Source organism: Microbispora sp. CSR-4 (genome assembly GCF_008033685.1).
Classification (GTDB): Bacteria; Actinomycetota; Actinomycetes; order Streptosporangiales; family Streptosporangiaceae; genus Microbispora.
The window spans coordinates 68,477-86,387 of record NZ_VJVX01000018.1 but is presented as its reverse complement, the minus strand read 5'-3'; the positions used below and the strand labels follow the sequence as shown (position 1 = coordinate 86,387).

The 17,911-nt window shown below is 70.7% G+C and carries 19 protein-coding genes; 7 read left to right on the top strand and 12 right to left on the bottom strand.

Annotation, left to right across the window (positions count from 1 at the left end; translation table 11 throughout):
* Window position 1 precedes the first annotated feature (1 nt).
* From FLV34_RS15860 to FLV34_RS15845, 4 genes are read left to right on the top strand one after another with little or no spacing between them, the layout of a single operon-like run.
* Complete coding sequence (locus FLV34_RS15860) at window positions 2-949, top strand: carbohydrate ABC transporter permease (protein WP_142645957.1); 948 nt, start codon at window positions 2-4, stop codon at window positions 947-949.
* A complete protein-coding gene (locus FLV34_RS15855; protein WP_147943447.1) occupies window positions 946-1,794 on the top strand; it encodes a carbohydrate ABC transporter permease in 849 nt (282 codons plus the stop codon). The genes FLV34_RS15860 and FLV34_RS15855 overlap by 4 nt, the downstream gene beginning before the upstream one ends.
* A gap of 5 nt (window positions 1,795-1,799) precedes the next feature.
* On the top strand, window positions 1,800-3,071 hold the full coding sequence (locus FLV34_RS15850; protein ID WP_142645955.1) for a beta-N-acetylhexosaminidase: 1,272 nt from the start codon (window positions 1,800-1,802) through the stop codon (window positions 3,069-3,071).
* Between the two features lie 35 nt (window positions 3,072-3,106).
* Window positions 3,107-4,525 carry a cellulose binding domain-containing protein gene (locus FLV34_RS15845; protein ID WP_147943446.1) on the top strand — a complete coding sequence of 473 codons (1,419 nt, stop codon included), beginning with the start codon at window positions 3,107-3,109 and terminating at the stop codon, window positions 4,523-4,525.
* 56 nt (window positions 4,526-4,581) lie between these two features.
* Here the strand turns inward: FLV34_RS15845 and FLV34_RS15840 are convergent, their stop codons facing one another.
* Window positions 4,582-5,373 carry a class II aldolase/adducin family protein gene (locus tag FLV34_RS15840; protein WP_142645953.1) on the bottom strand — a complete coding sequence of 264 codons (792 nt, stop codon included), beginning with the start codon at window positions 5,371-5,373 and terminating at the stop codon, window positions 4,582-4,584.
* A 181-nt stretch (window positions 5,374-5,554) separates the two neighbouring features.
* Between FLV34_RS15840 and FLV34_RS15835 the strand changes: the two genes are divergently transcribed.
* Window positions 5,555-6,208 (top strand): HAD family hydrolase, encoded by a 654-nt coding sequence (locus tag FLV34_RS15835; RefSeq protein ID WP_142645952.1) that lies wholly within the window; start codon window positions 5,555-5,557, stop codon window positions 6,206-6,208.
* Between the two features lie 4 nt (window positions 6,209-6,212).
* On the opposite strand, the gene FLV34_RS15830 is transcribed toward FLV34_RS15835, so the two are convergent.
* Window positions 6,213-6,614 carry a LysR family transcriptional regulator gene (locus tag FLV34_RS15830; protein WP_142645951.1) on the bottom strand — a complete coding sequence of 134 codons (402 nt, stop codon included), beginning with the start codon at window positions 6,612-6,614 and terminating at the stop codon, window positions 6,213-6,215.
* A gap of 100 nt (window positions 6,615-6,714) precedes the next feature.
* Here FLV34_RS15830 and FLV34_RS15825 point away from each other — a divergent pair, with 100 nt between their 5' ends.
* Window positions 6,715-7,542: an oxidoreductase gene (locus FLV34_RS15825; protein ID WP_142645950.1), complete on the top strand. Its 828-nt coding sequence runs from the start codon at window positions 6,715-6,717 to the stop codon at window positions 7,540-7,542.
* Window positions 7,543-7,567: 25 nt separating this feature from the next.
* Here the strand turns inward: FLV34_RS15825 and FLV34_RS15820 are convergent, their stop codons facing one another.
* The 5 genes from FLV34_RS15820 to FLV34_RS15800 form a co-directional block, all read right to left on the bottom strand.
* On the bottom strand, window positions 7,568-7,936 hold the full coding sequence (locus FLV34_RS15820) for a nuclear transport factor 2 family protein (protein ID WP_142645949.1): 369 nt from the start codon (window positions 7,934-7,936) through the stop codon (window positions 7,568-7,570).
* Between the two features lie 36 nt (window positions 7,937-7,972).
* On the bottom strand, window positions 7,973-8,686 hold the full coding sequence (locus FLV34_RS15815; protein WP_142645948.1) for an SDR family NAD(P)-dependent oxidoreductase: 714 nt from the start codon (window positions 8,684-8,686) through the stop codon (window positions 7,973-7,975).
* A gap of 147 nt (window positions 8,687-8,833) precedes the next feature.
* Window positions 8,834-9,766: a LysR family transcriptional regulator gene (locus FLV34_RS43270; RefSeq protein ID WP_187280646.1), complete on the bottom strand. Its 933-nt coding sequence runs from the start codon at window positions 9,764-9,766 to the stop codon at window positions 8,834-8,836.
* Between the two features lie 42 nt (window positions 9,767-9,808).
* Complete coding sequence (locus FLV34_RS15805) at window positions 9,809-10,423, bottom strand: TetR/AcrR family transcriptional regulator (protein ID WP_142645946.1); 615 nt, start codon at window positions 10,421-10,423, stop codon at window positions 9,809-9,811.
* Window positions 10,424-10,542: 119 nt separating this feature from the next.
* Window positions 10,543-11,883 carry a helix-turn-helix transcriptional regulator gene (locus FLV34_RS15800; RefSeq protein WP_142645945.1) on the bottom strand — a complete coding sequence of 447 codons (1,341 nt, stop codon included), beginning with the start codon at window positions 11,881-11,883 and terminating at the stop codon, window positions 10,543-10,545.
* 182 nt (window positions 11,884-12,065) lie between these two features.
* Here FLV34_RS15800 and FLV34_RS15795 point away from each other — a divergent pair, with 182 nt between their 5' ends.
* A complete protein-coding gene (locus FLV34_RS15795) occupies window positions 12,066-12,290 on the top strand; it encodes a hypothetical protein (RefSeq protein ID WP_142645944.1) in 225 nt (74 codons plus the stop codon).
* A 256-nt stretch (window positions 12,291-12,546) separates the two neighbouring features.
* Here the strand turns inward: FLV34_RS15795 and FLV34_RS15790 are convergent, their stop codons facing one another.
* The 5 genes from FLV34_RS15790 to FLV34_RS15765 all read right to left on the bottom strand — a co-directional run bounded on the left by FLV34_RS15790 (window position 12,547) and on the right by FLV34_RS15765 (window position 17,842).
* Window positions 12,547-12,891 carry a hypothetical protein gene (locus FLV34_RS15790; protein WP_142645943.1) on the bottom strand — a complete coding sequence of 115 codons (345 nt, stop codon included), beginning with the start codon at window positions 12,889-12,891 and terminating at the stop codon, window positions 12,547-12,549.
* Between the two features lie 574 nt (window positions 12,892-13,465).
* On the bottom strand, window positions 13,466-14,317 hold the full coding sequence (locus tag FLV34_RS15780) for a carbohydrate ABC transporter permease (protein WP_260617141.1): 852 nt from the start codon (window positions 14,315-14,317) through the stop codon (window positions 13,466-13,468).
* Entirely contained in the window at window positions 14,314-15,441 is a 1,128-nt protein-coding gene (locus tag FLV34_RS15775) for a carbohydrate ABC transporter permease (RefSeq protein ID WP_261985791.1), read from the bottom strand. Before FLV34_RS15775 ends, FLV34_RS15780 begins: the two co-directional genes overlap by 4 nt.
* Window positions 15,442-15,504: 63 nt before the next feature.
* Window positions 15,505-16,752: an extracellular solute-binding protein gene (locus FLV34_RS15770; protein WP_147943444.1), complete on the bottom strand. Its 1,248-nt coding sequence runs from the start codon at window positions 16,750-16,752 to the stop codon at window positions 15,505-15,507.
* A 40-nt stretch (window positions 16,753-16,792) separates the two neighbouring features.
* A complete protein-coding gene (locus FLV34_RS15765) occupies window positions 16,793-17,842 on the bottom strand; it encodes a LacI family DNA-binding transcriptional regulator (protein WP_142645940.1) in 1,050 nt (349 codons plus the stop codon).
* Window positions 17,843-17,911: the final 69 nt, after the last annotated feature.

Below are 17,911 nucleotides of genomic sequence, written 5' to 3'. Positions count from 1 at the left end.
CATGGCGCGCACCCTCGCCCGTACGGCGGCCCGTCCCGCTCCCCTGATCGGGGCGGGAACCCGCAGGAAGGGGACGTTCTGGCCCTACCTGCTGGTGGCCCCGGCCCTGGCCGGCTTCGCGTGCCTGCTCGTCTACCCGCTGGCCCGCAGCGTCGTGATCTCCTTCCAGCACTTCCGGCTGGGCGAGCTGATCAGGGGCGGAGCGGGCTTCGCCGGGCTCGCCAACTATGCCGAGGCTCTCGGCGGGCCGGAGTTCTGGGGGGTCGTGCGGCGCACGTTCCTGTGGACCGCCGCCAACGTCGTGCTCATCATGGTGATCTCCACGGCCGTCGCGCTGATGCTGCCGCGCCTCGGGCGGCGGATGCGGCTGGCGGTCATGAGCGGGATGGTGCTCACCTGGGCCACCCCGGTGCTCGCCGCGACCACGATCTTCCAGTGGCTGTTCCAGTCGCGCCTGGGGGTGGTCAACTGGCTGCTGGCCGGCCTCGGCTTCGACTCCTTCCGCGACTACACGTGGTTCGCCCATGGCGGTGCGACGTTCGCGATCCTTGTCGCGCTGGTCGTCTGGCAGTCGGTGCCGTTCGCGGCGCTCACCCTCTACGCGGGACTCACGACGATCCCCGGCGAGCTGTACGAGGCGGCCAGGATCGACGGGGCCGGGTCGTGGCAGGTCTTCGGCCGGGTCACGTTCCCGATCCTGCGCCCGCTGTTCGGCCTGATCACGTCGCTGGAGGTGATCTGGGTCTTCACCTGCTTCGCGCAGATCTGGGCGATCAGCAAGGGCGGCCCCGGAGGAGCGACGGCCACGCTGCCGGTCTACGCGTTCCAGATCGCGCAGTCGCTGCACCGGTACGACCTGGGGTCGGCCGTCTCCACGCTCACCGTGCTGATGCTGCTCGCGGTGCTGGTCGTCCACCTACGCCGCATGTTCCGGGAGGAGAACGCATGAGGCGCGTGGCATTCAACCGGCCCGCGCTCAACAGGGTCGTGCTGAACACCGCCGCCCTGGGCGTGCTGGCGGTGTCGGTCTTCCCCGTCTACTGGATGGTGATCACCGCGTTCAAGCCGACGGTGGACATCCTCACCGAGACCCCGGCGTTCTGGCCCGCCCGGCCGACCCTCGACCACTTCGCCACGGCCGTGAACGCCGCCGGGTTCTGGACGTTCTGGCGCAACAGCCTGGCGGTCACCGTCAGCGCGGTGCTGCTCGCGCTGGCCGTGGCGCTGCCGTCCGCGTTCGCCGTGGCCCGGCTGCGCTGGTCCGGGCGGCGCGGGTTCATCCTGATGGTCTTCGTCGCCCAGACCGCGCCCTGGTCGGCGCTGCTCGTGCCGGTCTACATCATCGCCCGCGACGCGGACATGCTCGACCGGCTGCCGACGCTGACGCTCGTCTACTTCGTCACGACGCTGCCGTTCACGATCGTGACGCTGCGCGGCTTCATCGCGGGGGTCCCGCGCGAGCTGGAGGAGGCCGCGCTGATGGACGGGTGCGGCCGGGCCGAGGCGTTCCGCCGGGTGGTGCTGCCGCTGCTCGCGCCGGGCCTGATGTCCACGTCGCTGTTCGGCTTCATCACCGCCTGGAACGAGTTCGCCTTCGCCAACGCCCTCATGATCAAGGACCAGGGCGACCGTACGCTGCCGATCTGGCTGTCCGGGTTCAGCAACGTCTTCGGCACCGACTGGGGCGCCACCATGGCCGCCGCCACGCTGTTCATGCTTCCCGTCCTGCTCGTCTTCCTCGTGCTCCAGCGCCGCGTGTCCGCCGGGATGATCGCGGGCGCGGTGAAGGGATGACCCAGATGATGATTCCGCGGCCCCGCGAGGTGGCCGTGCTCGGGGGAACCGTCATGCTCCACGACGGCCTCGTACGGCACGCGCCCGACGATCCCCGGCTCGGCGAGGAGGGATACCGGATCGACGTCACCCCCGGCGGCGCGGAGCTCGCCGCCGGGGGACCGGCCGGCCGTTTCTACGGCCTGCGCACCCTGGCGGCGCTCGGCCCCGAGGCGCCGCTGTGCCGGATAACCGACCGGCCCGCGCACTCCTGGCGCGGGGTGATGCTCGACGTCGCCCGGCACTTCATGCCGAAGGACTTCGTGCTGCGCCTGATCGACCTGCTCGCGGTGCACCGGCTCAACCGGCTGCACCTGCACCTCACCGACGACCAGGGCTGGCGGCTGCAGATCAAGCGTTATCCCCGGCTCACCGAGATCAGCGGGGAGCACTACACCCAGGAGGACATCCGCGAGATCGTGTCGTACGCCGCCGACCGGTTCGTCACGATCGTGCCCGAGATCGAGATGCCGGGGCACGCCCAGGCGGCCATCGCCGCCTACCCCTGGCTCGGCAACCAGCCGTCGCGCCGCCTGCCGGTGCGGGACTCGTGGGGGATCAGCCCCCACGTGTTCAACCTGGAGGAGGCCGCCATCGGCTTCTGCCGCGACGTGCTCGACGAGGTCATGGACCTGTTCCCCGGCGAGTACGTCCACCTCGGCGGCGACGAGTGCCCGCCGGACGAGTGGGCGCGCAGCGAGGCGGCGCTGCGGCGGATCGCCGAGCTCGGGCTGCCGGGCCCGGACGCGGCGCGGGCGTGGTTCACCGCCACCGTCGGCGCCCACGTGGCCTCCCGCGGCCGGCGCCCGATCCACTGGTACGACGGTCCCGGTGGGGCACGCGACGTGACCGCGATGACCTGGCTCGACCACGAGAGCGGCCCGCGGGCGGCGCTCGAAGGGTTCGACGTCGTGCTCGCCCCGCACACCAGCACCTACTTCGACTATCCCGCCGACGCCCCCGGCCCGCACGGGCACATGCTCTCCCTCTCCGACGTGTACGGCTACGCGCCGCCCGCGGCCCCGGAGGGCGCCACCGGCCGGATCCTCGGCGTGCAGTGCCAGCTCTGGACCGAATACATGCCCACGCCCGAGCACGTCGAGGCGATGGCCTTCCCCCGGCTGTGCGCCTTCGCCGAGGTGGCGTGGGGCACGGCGGGGGACTACCGCGATTTCCTGCACAGGCTCACCCCCCACCTGGAGTCCCTGGGCGTCCGGCCGGGGCCGGTCATCCCCTGACTCCGCACCCCACCCCCCACGAAAGGAAGACTGCGGTGTCACGAAAGCTCTTATGGGGCGGTCTCGCGGCCGTCCTGCTGGCCGCGCTGGTCGTGGCCCTGCCCGCCGAGGCGGCCCAGTCGCTGCGGCTGCGCTACAAGACCAGCGCCACCGGCGCCACCGCCGACCAGGTGGAGCCGTGGTTCGATCTGGTCAACAGCGGGACCACGGCGGTGCCGCTGAACACCGTGAAGATCCGCTACTACTTCACCGCCGACTCGCCCACCCAGCAGTACCGTTTCGCCTGCTCGTGGGCGGTCGTCTCCTGCTCGACCGTCACCGGAACCTTTCAGACGATCTCGGGCACGGCCGCGGCCGACCGCTACCTTGAGGTCGGCTTCACCTCCGGCAGCCTGGCGGCCGGCGCATCGACCGGCGACATGCAGCTGCGGTTCTACCGGGCCGACTGGCAGACGATCCGGCAGAGCGACGACTACTCCTTCGGCCCCGCGCGCACGACGTACGGCGACTGGGACAAGGTCACGGTCTACCAGGGCGGCACGCTGGTCTGGGGCACCCCGCCCGCGGGCGTGACCGACCCCTCGCCGTCCCCGTCGCCCACCGCCTCGCCTTCCACCTCGCCGTCGCCGGGCGGACCGGGCGGCGGCAGCGGGGTCGTCTTCGACGACTTCGCCTACGCCTCCTCGTCCGATCCGCAGATCACCGCGCACCACTGGACCGTACGGACCAACAGCGGCGGCCCCGGCGTCCCCGGGGCGAGCTGGCCGGCGTCCAACGTGAGCTTCCCGGTCGTCACCGGGAGCAACCGGGCGCTGCAACTGCGGGCGGCCACCGACGGCACCGCCGGGGGCACCTCGCAGGCCGAGTTCCTGCACCAGCGCAAGTTCTTCGAGGGCACGTACGCCGCGCGGGTGAAGTTCGCCGACGCCCCCGACAGCGGCCCCGACGGCGACAACATCGTGGAGACGTTCTTCACCATCACGCCCCTGGCGTACGACCTCGACCCGGACTACAGCGAGCAGGACTTCGAGTATCTGCCGAACGGCGGCTGGGGCGCGCAGGGCCCGATCATGTACACGACCACCTGGGAGACCTACCGCAACGAGCCCTGGCTCGCGGTCAACACGCACACCGAGCGTACGGCGAGCTACGCCGGCTGGCACGACCTCGTGCTGCAGGTCTCCGGCGGCACGGTCCGCTACTACATCGACGGCACGCTGTTCGCCGAGCACGGCGGCGACTACTACCCCGAGACGCCGCAGTCGGTGAACTTCAACCTCTGGTTCATCGGCGGCGGGCTGCTGGGCAGCGCCACCCCGCGCGTCTACACCCAGCAGGTCGACTGGTTCTACTTCAGCAAGAACGAGGTCGTGGCCCCGGCCGACGTCACCTCCAGGGTGAACGCCTTCCGGAGCGCCGGCACCACGTGGCAGGACACCGTGCCGATGCCATGAAAACCCTGGCCCGGGTCCTGGCGGCGGCCGGGGCCCGGGCCGTGCAGCCGGGCAGGTCAGTCGAGCAGGTCGGGGTCGGAGGCGAGGATCTGGTCGAGCAGGGGCTGGAAGTTGATCCAGCCGACGAGGTCGTTGCCGATCTGGCCGTGGGTGAGCTTGGCGTTCTCGTGCGTGATGGGCACCGTCGGCCCGGCGGCCTTGGCCGCGAGCTGCGCCTGGCAGCTGCGTTCCATGGTGATGAACCACCAGGCCGCCGCCTCCACGCTGTCGCCCACGGTCAGCAGCCCGTGGTTGCGCAGGATCACCGCCTTGTGCGAGCCCAGTGCCTGCGCGATGCGGCGGCCCTCCTCGGTCTCCACGACCACCCCGGTGTAGTCGTCGAACAGGGCGTGGTCCTCGTAGAACGCGCACGCGTCCTGCGTCAGCGGTTCGAGCAGCGTGCCCAGCGCCGACAGGGCCTTGCCATAGACGGAGTGGGAGTGGGCGGCCGCGACCACGTCGGGCCTGGCCTGGTGGACCATCGAGTGGATGGCGAACGCCGCCTGGTTGACGTGATAGCGGCCCTCCACCACCTGGCCCTCGTGGTTGACCAGGATCAGGTCGCTGACCTTGATCTGCTTGAACGACATGCCGAACGGGTTCACCCAGAAGTGGTCGGTGTGCTCCGGGTCCCGGGCCGTGATGTGACCGGCCACCCCCTCCTCGAACCCGAACCTCCCGAACAGGCGCAGCGCCGCCGCGAGCCGCTCCTTGCGGTGCCGCCGCTCCTCCTCCACGGTCTCGAACGTCGGCGGCATCCGGAAGGCGAGCTGGTCGGCGGGCACGGGCTGCAGGTCGGACAGGCTCATCGCGGCTCCCAGGGCTGGTGAGGCTTCACCCGTCCAGCGTGTCCTTCGCCGCCGCCTCCTGTCCATGCCGGAACCGAATCATCTTCGGTGCCTCGGAAAGACTTCGGTCCTACCGAACCGGGCAGTGGAGACGGACCGAATCCGCGTAAGGTGCATGCAGCGCGAGCGACAGGAGGTACCGATGCGGTTGGAAGCGGTCTTCTTCGACGTCGGAGAGACCCTGGTGGACGAATCCCGCGAATACGGCACCTGGGCCGACTGGCTGGGCGTTCCGCGGCACACCTTCTCCGCCGTGTTCGGGGCCGTGATCGCACGCGGCGGCGACTACCGGGAGACCTTCCAGTATTTCCGGCCCGGGTTCGACCTCCACGTCGAACGGGAGCGCCGGGCCGCGGCGGGCCAGGCCGAGACGTTCGGCGAGGAGAACCTCTACCCCGACGCCCGCCCCTGCATGGCCGAGTTACGGGAGATGGGGCTGCGCGTCGGCCTCGCCGGCAACCAGACCTCCCGCGCCGAGACCATCCTGCGCGCTCTCGACCTGCCCGTCGACGTGATCGGCACCTCCGACGGCTGGGGGGTGGAGAAACCGGACGCGTCCTTCTTCGACCGCGTGGTGACGGAGGCCGGCTGCCCGGCGGAGTCCGTCCTCTACGTGGGCGACCGCCTCGACAACGACATCCGGCCCGCCCAGAAGGCCGGGCTGCGCACCGCCCTCGTACGGCGGGGGCCCTGGGGCCACATCCTCCGCGACGAGCCGGTGGAACGGGCGTGCCTGTTCCACGTCGACTCGCTGGCCGAGCTGCCCGCCCTGATCCGCAAGCACAACGGCGACTGATCGCTCACCCGGCCTCGGTGAGGTCGACCGAGGCGGCCAGGTCCGCCGCCACGCCGAGCAGGTTCCGTACGGCCTGGCGGTCGCGGGCGGGGTGCGCGGTCGAGATGAGTAAGGCCACCCGGAGCCTGCCGATCTCGCCGCGCACCGCCCTGCGGGTGGTCTCCAGGGCCGCGTCCGCGTGCGTGAGAACGGCCCGCGCCTCGGGCAGGAACATACGGCCGACCTCGGTCAGACGCGTGCCCCGGGTGTCGCGGTCGAACAGCCGCCCGCCGAGGGCGTGTTCGAGCGCCGCGATCTGCTGCGACAGCGACTGCTGGGCGATGTGCAGCTCCCGCGCGGCGACGGTGAAGCTCAGATGCTCGGCCACGGCGACGAAATACCGCAGATGGCGCAGCTCGGGGGTCACAGGCTCTGACTGTAACCCCCGCAGGGAACGTGTGTTGGCCGTGCGGGGCTCGCTCCGGGGAGAGTGGTCGCACTGATCACGAGAACGAGGAGTGGGGATCATGACAGGACGGGTGTGGTTGATCACCGGATGCTCGGCGGGCTTCGGCCGGGAGCTGGCCGAGGCCGCGCTGGCGGCGGGAGACCGGGTGATGGCGACCGCGCGACGGCCCGAGACGCTGGCGGACCTGGTCGAAGCCGGTGGCGATCGGGTGCGCGCGGCGCGGCTGGACGTCACCGACGCCGCGTCGATCGACGCCGCGGTGGCCGGGACCCTGTCGGCCTTCGGCCGGATCGACGTCGTGGTGAACAACGCCGGCTACGGGTCCGTGGGGGCCGTCGAAGAGATCGACATGGCCGACCTGCGTGCGCTGATGGAGGTCATGTTCTTCGGGGCGGTGGCCGTGACCAAGGCCGTCCTGCCGCATCTGCGCCGGCAGGGGAGCGGGACGATCGTGCAGATGAGCTCGATGGGCGGGCAGCTCAGCATGCCGGGGTTCGGCGCCTACTGCGCCGCCAAGTTCGCCCTGGAGGGATTGTCGGAGGCGCTCGCCGCCGAGGTCGCGCCCTTCGGCGTACGGGTGCTGATCGTGGAGCCGGGGGTGTTCCGCACCGAGTTCGGCGGCCACCGCATGCACCGCTCGGAGCCCATCGACGCCTACGAGATGTCGGCGGGCGCGACCCGGGCGTTCGTGGACCGGATGGACGGCACCCAGCCCGGAGACCCGGCCAAGGCGGCGCAGGCGATCCTCCAGGTCGTCGACCACGCCGACCCTCCGCTGCGGCTCGCCCTGGGCGACGACGCGGTGGACGCCATCCGCGCCCACCACGAGTCGCTCCGCGCCGACCTGGACCAATGGGAGAAGCTCAGCCGGGCCACGAGCCTCTAGAGCCGCCCATCCGGGCCTCGGAGACTCACAGGCGGGAGACCTGGTAGTGGCCGATGCGCCAGCCCTCCTCCGTCCGCTTCACCAGCACGCTGAGATAGACGTGCAGGGCGGGACGGTCGGTGAAGGAGAAGTCGACGGCCAGGTAGCCGAGGACGAGGCCGTCGGCGGGGGCCGTGGTCTCCAGGATGCGGTACGCCGCCGTCAGCCCGGGCGGCTGGGAGTCGTAGTAGGCGGCGATCCCCGGCCTCCCGACGGTGTAGGGGCGCAGCCCCTGGAAGATCGCGTCCTCCGTGAACAGGGCGGCGACCCGCTGCGGTTCGTGGGCGCCGACGCCGGCTCTCCACTGGTCGAGGACGTCCCTGAGGATCGTTTCCCTGTCGATGTCGCTGGTCATCAGAGGTCTCCTGTCGGTGAGGCCGGGGATCGCGGATCAGTGGCCGGCGCTCATGCCGCCGTCGACGTGGAGGATCTCGCCGGTCACGAAGGGGGCGGTCTCCAGGTAGACGACCGCGTCCGCGACGTCGCCCGGCTCGCCCATCCGGCCCACCGGCTGCAGCGCCGCGAGGGCCTGGTGGGTCTCCTCCGGGTGCATGGGGGTCTTGATGGAGCCCGGCGAGACGGCGTTGACGCGGATGCCGCGCGTGGCGTACTCGATGGCGAGCGACTTGGTCGCGGACTGCAGGCCGCCCTTGGTCAGCGAGGCCAGCACGGACGGCACCCGGGAGTCGGCGTTGTCGACCAGGCTGGTGGTGATGGTGACGACGTGGCCGCCACCCTGGGTCAGCATGCGCGCGATGGCGAGCTGGGTGATGTGGAAGAAGCCGTCGAGGTTCACCCTGGTCACCGCGCTGTAGTCGTCGGCGGTGTAGTCGGTGAACGGCTTGGCGACGAAGATGCCCGCGTTGTTGACCAGGGTGTCCACCCGGCCGAACCGCTCGACTGCCGTGGCGATGGCGCGTTCGGCGGTGGCGAGGTCGGCGACGTCGCCCTGGACGGCGATGACGCCGGGGTCGTCGGAGGGCGAGATCGTGCGTGAGACGGCGACGACGGCGTAGCCCAGCTTGCGGTAGGCCGTGACCAGTGCGGCGCCGATGCCCTGCGACGCGCCGGTGACGAGGGCGACCTTCTGCTGCGGAATGCTCATGATGATCCTTCTCCAGATGGACCGGCCGGTTACTAGTCAACCGGTCGTCTATTCACACCGTGAACGTAGGCCGCTGGAGAGGCGAAGTCAAAGCGTCATGAGGTCTCAGCCGGAACCGGAATGCTCCCAGCTGATAGGCGCAGACTCCTAAAGCTCCGCGAGCCTGGCCTGGCGACGGTGCGGATCGTCCTTGGGCAGCCAGGCGTCCGGGCCGTCGATCCCGAAGTGGCCGTCGGCGCGGAGCGCCTCCACGACGGCGAGCACCGAGCCGCGTACCTCGGTGCGGCGCCACACCAGCGACCAGGTCCAGTAGATCTCCGGCGCGACGACCGGGCGCCGTACGAGGTCCGGCGGCAACGGAGTGGTCTGGCCCTTGGGCGAGTTGACGATCGGACGGCGGCAGCGGCGCACGTGATCGAAGAACCCCGGGCCGGTGATGCCGCCGTCGGAGATGCGGACCGCGGTGGCCCCGGTCTCGCCGGCCAGCTCCTCGGCGTACGCGTTCCAGGACGACCAGGAGGTGGTGTCGGCGTCGAGCAGGATGCCGGTCTCGCGGGCGGGGACCTCGGTGGTGTCCCGGCCGGTGGCCACGGCGTAGAGGCGGTCGGCGCCGATGAGCTGAGCGTGCAGGCCGTGCCGTTCCAGATCGCCGGTGCGCAGCCAGCAGATCGCGAGGTCCAGGCCGCCTTCGGCGACCCTGGCGGCCTGGGTGTGCGAGGGCGCGACCCAGGCGTCGACGTGGACCTGCGCCGCCGCTGCCGTACGCGCGGTCAGGTCAGGGGGCAGCCAGTTGACGTAGCCGAGCCGCACCGGTTCCGATCCGGCCAGCCGGCGGGCCCGGTGCCGGAAGTCGTCGGCGCGCTCCAGCAGGGCCCGGGCGTCGGACAGCAGGGCGAAACCGGCGGGGGTGAGGGACACCGAGCGGCGATCCCGGTCGAACAGGCGCACGCCCAGGTCGCGCTCCAGCGCCTTGATCTGCTGGGACAGGGAAGGGCCGGCGATGAGCAGGCGCCTGGCGGCTCTGCCGAAGTTCAGCTCCTCGGCGACCGCGACGAAATACCGCAACTGGCGCAGCTCCATGCTTGCCATGCTAGAGAGCGCCTACTACTGGACGGGCGGGGGTCAGAGACCGTGGGCCATCTCGGCGCGGGCGCCGAGCAGCGCCAGGCAGTTGGCCCACAGGGGACCGAGCCGCTGCGTGTCGTTGTAGAGCTTGGCGAACAGAACGTGCCCCTCCAGCTGGGCCACCACCGACCGCGCGGCCTCCCGGGTGTCGGCCACGGCGACGTCCCCACGAGCCTTGGCCTCGACGACGACCGCCTCGATCATGTCGACCTGCGCCTCGAAGATCTCCTGCAGCCGTCCGCGGATGGCTTCGGTCTGGTTGCTCATCTCCAGCGTGAGATTGCCGAACATGCAGCCCGAGACGGTGCCGCAGTTCTGCTGCCCGGCACGTTGGACGGCCTGGGTCGCCTCGAACAGCCGGCGCAGACGTGCCAGCGGCTCCCCCTCGCCGGACAGGATCCGCCTCCAGTCCCGCTCCTGGTCGGCCCAGTGCTCGTCGATGACCGCCAGAGCGAGGGCTTCCTTGGTCTCGAAGAAGTAGTAGAAGCTGCCCTTGGGCACACCGGCCGCCTTGCAGATCTCCGCCACCCCCAGGGCGGAGTAACCACGCAGCTCGATGAGCGTCCGGGCGGCGCCGAGGATCTTCTCCTTGGCATCGCTGGTCCGTCCCATGCGGTCAGTATACGACCGGTCATATAAAATGCCCCGATTGGCCGACGGCCGTGTGACGGGGGCGTGTGAGGGGGCCGGACGAGGGGGCGTGTGAGGGGGCCGGGTGAGGAGGGCCGTCGTCACATCGTAAGTTCGGGGTGCCGCGACCGGCCGAGGTCGGTCAGCCGTTCGTCCAGCGCCCGCGTCTGGGCGGCGGGCGGCAGGACCTGCAGCACGCGGCGGACCCGGTCATGCCCGATCGCGTACCACTGGTCGTCCAGCGCGTCGACCGCCTGCCTGAGATGTTCGGCGGCCTGGTCGCCGTCGGTGGGGGCGTGGGCGGCGGCGAGGTCGGCGAGCAGCACCGAGCGCTGCTTGCCGCCGTTCGGGCCCAGGTCGTCGAGCGCCTTGCGCAGCCTGCGGGCCGCCTCCTCGTGGTGGCCCGCCGTCAGCGCGCTGTAGCCGGCGAACCCGTCGAGCCTCGCCCGCTCGAAGAAGTCCAGCCACTTGGGGTCGTCGCCGCCCGCGTCCACCATCTGGTCGGCGCGGTCGATGTGGCGCATGCACTCCTTCGGCTCGCCGCAGCGGGCCGAGATCTCCGACGCCACGCAGTGCAGCCACGCCCGGGTGAGCGGGCCGACGCCGTGCCAGGCGTGCGCGAACGCCGCGTCCAGCAGGCCCAGGGCGTCCGTACGGTTGCCCGCGAACCCCGGCACGAACGCCGCGTGGGCGAGCACGGCGGCGGCGAGCGGATGGTCGCCGCACTCCCGGGTGGCCGACAGGGCCATCCGGTACAGCCGCGCAGCGGTGGGGCCGTCATCGAGGTCGAAGAAGGCGACCCTGCCCGACAGCAGGGCCGAACGCGCGGCGGCCTCGGCCAGCGTCTGCCTGACCGCTCCCTCCGGCGCCGAACGCAGCAGGCTCATGCCGAGCCGGGTGTGCGCGACCGACGCCTGGAAGATGTCGTCCGGCGGCGAGGTCCAATAGAGGGCGGCCTGCTTGTCGACGACCCGGGCGAACGCCTCGGCCGACTCGGCGTCGACTCCGCGTCCTCGTTCCACCGCCGCGGGAAGACGTTCGCCGCCCTCGCCGAGGAGCGGAGCGAGCACGCCCGCGCCGAAGATCCCCCGCAGGAACGTGGAGCGGTCGATGCCTTCTGCGACGATCATGCTCAGCAGCCTCCGTATCTCGTCCACCACCTCCGTGACCGGCCGCATGGCCATCTCGTCGGGGGTGAGCAGTCCCAGCTCGCTCGCGGGCTTGTCGAAAATCGTCACGAGGTGCTTGCGGTAACGCGGATCCGGCCACCGCTCGCCGGTCTCCCACCGTCGCACCGTGTTGGCCGTCAGGCCGGTGTCCTTCTCGTCGCACGACCGCATGGACGCGCGGATGCGCTCGCACAGCTCCTCGTAGGACCACCCGCGCTGCAGGCGTTCCCACGCGAGCCGGCGGTTCGGCGGATGGCGGTGGTTGGCCGGCATGTCGCACCCCTCCTCGCACGACCGCAAGCACGCTGTGTCAGCGTGACACGCCGACACTACGGGAGATTCCGTGTTCGCGCGGCTACTGGCTGTGATTGGACGTCCTCTGGCTGATACTCCAACCGCTCTAAAAGCGCTTAGCTTGGCCCACTTCCGCGAGCAGCCGCTTGGAGATGGGTGACATGACCACGTTGGAGGACATCGCACGGGTCCATACCGGCTGGATCATCTGGCGGTCGGACATCGGCCGCTGGTGGGCGACCAGGCGCGGCGCGGTGGACCTCGAAGCGATCCGCATGGGATGCGCGATGACGCTCGACGCCGACGATCCCGAGGCCCTCGCCGCCGCTCTGGACGCACAGGCCGAGCTGATCGCCGCGCTCGCCGCCGACCCCGCCGCCGGGTGACCGGGACCCTCCGGTACGGTCAGCCGCCGTGCCGGAGACGGTCCCCGATGTAGTGGACGACGTGAACCGCGCAGGCGCCGTTGTCGGCGCCTGCGCGATCGGTGACAGTGAACTCGGCCGGCGACGCGCATGACGACCCGCCTCAGGTGCACCGGCGTTCGTGCCCCTTCGTGCCCGGCCGGTAATCGTCCGACTCCCGGAACTTGATCTGGAACAGATCCATCCGCGCGCACCCTCCGCTGTTCAGACGAGGAGATCAGGCCAGCAAATCAGGCCGCAGTACCTCCGCCTGGAGGACGCGCTCGATCTCCTTCTCGTCCGCATTGTGTCCCGTCTGCCGCCGCAGCTCCTTCCGTACGGCGTCGAGGATCACCGGAGTGAGGAGGACCCGTACGAGGGATTTCGGGGCCGTCGCTGCGCGGGCCTTCCACAGGTCGTCTATCAGGCGGCGCTTGAACGCCTCCTTGCTGAGGTAGAAGAGCGCGTCGGCCTTCCCGGTCAGCCCACCATCGTCCAGGAGATCGACCTGCAGCGCCAGGTCGATGACGGCGATGCCTGCTATGTCGCTCGATTGGCGCTTTATTGGGAAATGTCTCCACAAAAAGGAGGGTGCGGGCTGCCCCCTCGGCGCCAGTGCCGGTGCTCTGGGCGGGTGGGAGTCCTCGGGTCGACGGCCGGGCTGCGTGTGCCGGTCTGGTAAGGAGTTCCCGCTTCCCTTGCGAAAGGCGGTGGGGGAGCGATGGCGCGGGGACGGGCGGACAGGGACCTGGTCGGGCTGACGGTGCTCGCCCTGCTGTCGGTACGGCCCGCACCCCTATGAGCTGCATCGATTCGTCATCGACACGCACAGGGACTACATCGGTGGCCTGCCGCGCAGCCTCTACACGCGGTCGACCGGCTGGCCCGCGAGGAGCTCATCGTCCCCGTGGAGACCAGCAGAGAGGGCCGACGGCCGGAACGTACGGTCTACCGCGTGACCGACGAGGGGCGGGCCGGGCCGCTTCGTCCTCACCGCGCCCGGCCACGCGATGACGGTGGAGGTGGGCCGGGACCTGCTGGCCGCGCAGGGCGGCTGGTGGTGGCGGGGCGATCGGACGGCCCCTGAAATCCGACGGCCGCTGAACGAGGTCACCGGACCGGCCCGCGACGGGCCGGTCCGCGATGGGGCCGGTCCGTCAGCCCTTCTCCGCGCCCTCGTTGGCCCCGCGTACGAAGTAGCGCTGGAACACCACGAAGATGACCGCCACCGGGATGGTGGCGAGCACGGCGGCGCCGAGCTTGAGCGGATACTGCGTGCCCTTGCCGAGCGAGCCGCTGACCAGATCGGCGATGCCGCGCGGCAGCGTGAACAGCTCCGGGCTCTGCACCGCCACGAGGGTGTGCGCGAACTCGTTCCAGCTCCCCTGGAAGGAGATGATCGTGAGGGTGATCAGGGCCGGTCGCGCCATCGGCAGCACCACCGACCAGAACGTCCGCCACACCCCCGCGCCGTCGATGCGCGCGGCCTCCTCCACGCTCACCGGGACCGATTCGAAGAACTGCTTCATGATGAAGACGCCCGCGGCGTCCACGATCAGGGGCAGCACCAGCGCCGTGTAACTGTCGTACAGGCCGAACTGGTTGAGCACGAGGAACTTCGGCACGAACAGCACCACGGGCGGCACGGCCATGACCCCGATGACGGCGGAGAACAGCGCCTTGCGGCCGCGGAAGCGGATGCGCGCCAGCGCGTACCCGGCCATCGAGCACAGCAGCACCCGCCCGGCGGTGACCAGGATCGTCACCAGCACCGAGTTGCCCAGCCACAGCGGCAGGTCGGTGTTGAGGAAGACCTTCTCGTAACCGCTGGTGGAGAAGGGATGGGGGACGGGCGACAGCGCGTTGGCCGCGGCGTCCGGCTCGGTCTTGAACGAGTTCGCGACCTGGATCACGAACGGATAGAGGAAGACCAGCGCGAAGAAGACCAGCACGAAGTAGCCCGCGAAGGTGGAGGCGAGCGAGCGGGAGTCCCGGCGTTTCACGGTCACGACCTCCTCGTACGGCGGGCGGGGTCGCGGTCGCGCATGATCCACCGCTGGAGCAGCGCGAGCACGACGATGATGGCGAACAGCACGAACGAGATGGCCGTCCCCGAGCCGTACTCGAAGCTGCGGAAGGCCGTCTGATACGACAGGAAGGCCGGGGTGAGGGTGGTCTTGGCCGGGTTGCCCTGGCTCATCACGTAGACCTGGTCGAAGACCTGCCAGGTCGCGATGAGGCCGAGCGTTAGCACCAGGAACAGCGTGGGCTTCAGCAGCGGGAGCGTGATGTGCCGGAACCGCTGCCAGCGCCCCGCGCCGTCGAGCATGCCGGCCTCCTCCAGCGTGACCGGGATGTCCTGGAGCGCGGCCAGGAACATCAGCATGAACGTGCCCGACGTCGTCCAGACGACCAGCATGATGATCGTGCACATCGCCACGCTCGGCCCGGACAGCCACTCCCACCACGACAGCCCGAACGGCCCGCCGCTCGTCAGCGCCGCCGGCGGATTGTCGGGGTCGGCCAGGCCGAGCCCGCCGAGCAGCAGGTGGAGCACGCCCCGCGAGTCGGAGAACCACTGCGGCCCGTCGATCCCGAACACCTTCAGCAGGCTGGTCACCGCGCCGGAGTTGGCGAAGATGAACAGGAACACCACGCTGATCGCCACCGAGCTGGTGACCGAGGGGAAGAAGAACGCGGCGCGGAAGAACGTCTTCCCCTTCAGCATCCTGCTGTTCACGATCAGGGCGAGCCCCAGCGCCAGCACCGTCTGGGCCGGCACGACGATCACGACGTAGTAGAAGTTGTTGCGGATGCTGGTCATGAAGTCCTGGCGGGCCAGGCCGTCCTCGGTGAACAGCCGGGTGTAGTTCTCCATCCCGACGAACGGCACGCCCGAGCGGAACGGGCTGCCCTGGCCGTTCCAGTCGGTGAGGCTGACCCACATCGCCATCAGGATCGGCAGCAGCAGGAACAGGCCCAGGATCACCACCACCGGCGCCACGAACAGCCAGCCCGCGATGTTCTCCCGTACGGCCGCGCTCAGCCGGGGCCCGGGCCGCGAGGCCCGTGGGGCGCCGGGCGCGGGGACGGGTGCGGTGTCGGCCACGGTGTCGGCCACGGTGTCGGCCACGGTCACTCCTTCCGGTCGGCGGGGCCCCGGCCGTGACCGGCCGGGGCCCGCACCGCCTCCGCGTCAGCCGAGGGCGGCCTGGGTGTTCTTCTGCACGCGCTCCAGCAGCGCCTTCGGGTCACTGGAGGTGAGCTTCTGGATGCCGGTGTCGAAGTCGGCCAGGACGCTGTCCATCTTCGGCGCGTTGACCGGGCCCTGGGCGTAGTCGGCGCCGTTCACGAACGGGGCGTCGGCGGGGAACTCCTGGGTGTAGGCGTCCTTCGCCGACTGCCGCGAGGGCATGACCCCGAAGGCCCGGGCGAAGGCCATCTGCTGGTCGACGGTGGTCATCGCCTCGACGAAGTCGATCGCCTGCTGCTTGAATTTGCTCTTCGCCGAGATGCCCCAGCAGTTGGTGAACGACAGGGTGCCCTTGCCCTTGGGGCCGGCCGGAAGCTCGTGCACGCTGTATTTCACGTCGGGGAAGTCGGCCTTGAGCGCGCCCTTGATCCAGTTGCCCTCGATGGTCATCGCGGCCTTGCCCTTGCCGAACGCCTCGCCGCCCCAGCCCGCGTCGAGCTGGCTCGGGAACTGGGCGAGCTTGTCCTTGAGCAGCGACTGGACGTACTGCAGGGCCGTGAGGTTCTCGGGGCTGTCGGCCGTCGCCTGCTTGCCGTCGGGGCTGGTGATCCAGCCGCCCGCCTGCACCATGAACGCGCCGATCCGGTCGCGGGTGTCGGCGACCGCGAGCGGCGTCATGCCCTTGGCCTTGAGCTTCTCGCTCACCGACCTGAGCTGGTCCCAGGTCGTGGGCACGTCGCCCTCGCCCAGCCCGGCCTTGGCCCACATGTCGTCGTTGATCACGAGGGCGAGGGTGGAGAAGTCCTTCGGCGCGCAGTAGAACGTGCCGTTGTAGGTGAACGTGGCGCGCAGGCTCGGGTAGAAGTCCGACGCGTCGGACAGCTTGCCGGCGTACGGCTCCAGCGCGCCCACGCTGGCGTAGTCGGCGAACCGGGAGGCGTCCACGTAGAACACGTCGGGCGGGTTGTCGCCCGCGAACGCCTGGCCGAGCTGCTGGGCGAGGTCCTGCGCCGGGGTCACGGTCGCAGTCGAGCCGGACTTCTTCGCCCAGGCCGCGGCGGCGTCCTTCACCGCGGTGGTCTCCGCGTCGCCCGAGGAGCCGATGAGGATCTGCAGGTCGGCAGGGCCGGCGCTCTGCTGGGCGGGAGAGGCCGCCTTGTCGTCGTCGAAACCGCTGCCGCAGGCGGCCGTGGCGAGGAGAGCGGCGCCGGCGGCGCCGAGCACCGCCGTACGTACGGTTCTGTTCTTCATGAGAGTTCCCGATCTTCGTTGAGGGGGATGACGCGCCGGTTCACGCCGACTGGCGGACGACCAGCGAGGGTTCGAGCAGCACGTTCGCCGGCGGTTCGCCGGGGTCGGCCTGGCCGTCGAGGAGTGTGGTGAGGAGCGCCACGCAGTGCGCGGCGGCCTGCGCCAGCGGCTGGCTCAGGCTGGTCAGGCCGACGGCCTTGGCCACCGGCGTGTCGTCGAAGCCGATCACCGCGACCGGCCGTTCCGCCGCGCCGCCGCCGGGCCCTCTGCCGGGCCGCCAGGCGAGGCCGGGGGAGCGGGCGGCGTGCAGCGCGCCGAGCGCGAGCGAGTCGCTGGCGCACACCAGCGCGGTCACCCCGAGATCCGACCGCAGCAGGTCGTAGGCGGCCTTCTCGCCGTCGGCGACCTCGTCGCTGGTGGCCCGGCTCAGGCCGGTGGGGTCGACGCCCGCCGCGGTGAGCGTGCGCGCCCACCCTTCGCGGCGGTCGTCGCCGACCCCGGAGCCGGACGGCCAGCCGAGGAAGCCGATCGCGCGGTGGCCCGCGTCGAGCAGGTGCCGGGTGGCGGCGGCCGTGCCCGCCGCGCCGTCCACGTCCACCCACAGGTGCTCCGGGGAGTCCGCGCTCCAGGGGCGGCCGAAGGTGACGAACGGCACCTTGTGGTCCTGCAGCCAGGCCGTACGCAGGTCGCCGTGGTGGGTGCTGGTCAGCACGAACGCGTCGGGCTCGTACGCGCCGAGCAGGTCCTCGAACGTGTCGACCTCGGCCCGGTCGTCGTCGGCCGTGTAGAGCAGCACCCGGTAGCCGGACCGCGCGGCCGACTCGGTCAGGCCGTGCAGGAAGCGGTCGAGCACCGAGCCGTTGATGCCGTCGCGGTCGGGCTCGATCCGGATGGCGATCAGCCGGGACCGGCCGGTGCGCATCTGGCGGGCGGCCTGGTTGACCCGGTAGCCCAGCTCCTCAACCGCGCGCAGCACCCGCTGCCTGGTCTCCTCGCGGACGACATCGGGGCTGTTCAGGGCGTTCGAGACCGTCTGGCGTGATACGCCGGCGAGCCGGGCCACGTCGGCGATTGTCACCTTTTCGGCCATGATCTGCCCTTCTGGGGGTTTGAACGTTCAAGGAGGAGTAAGGCATGATTAGATCGATCAAAGTAAAGC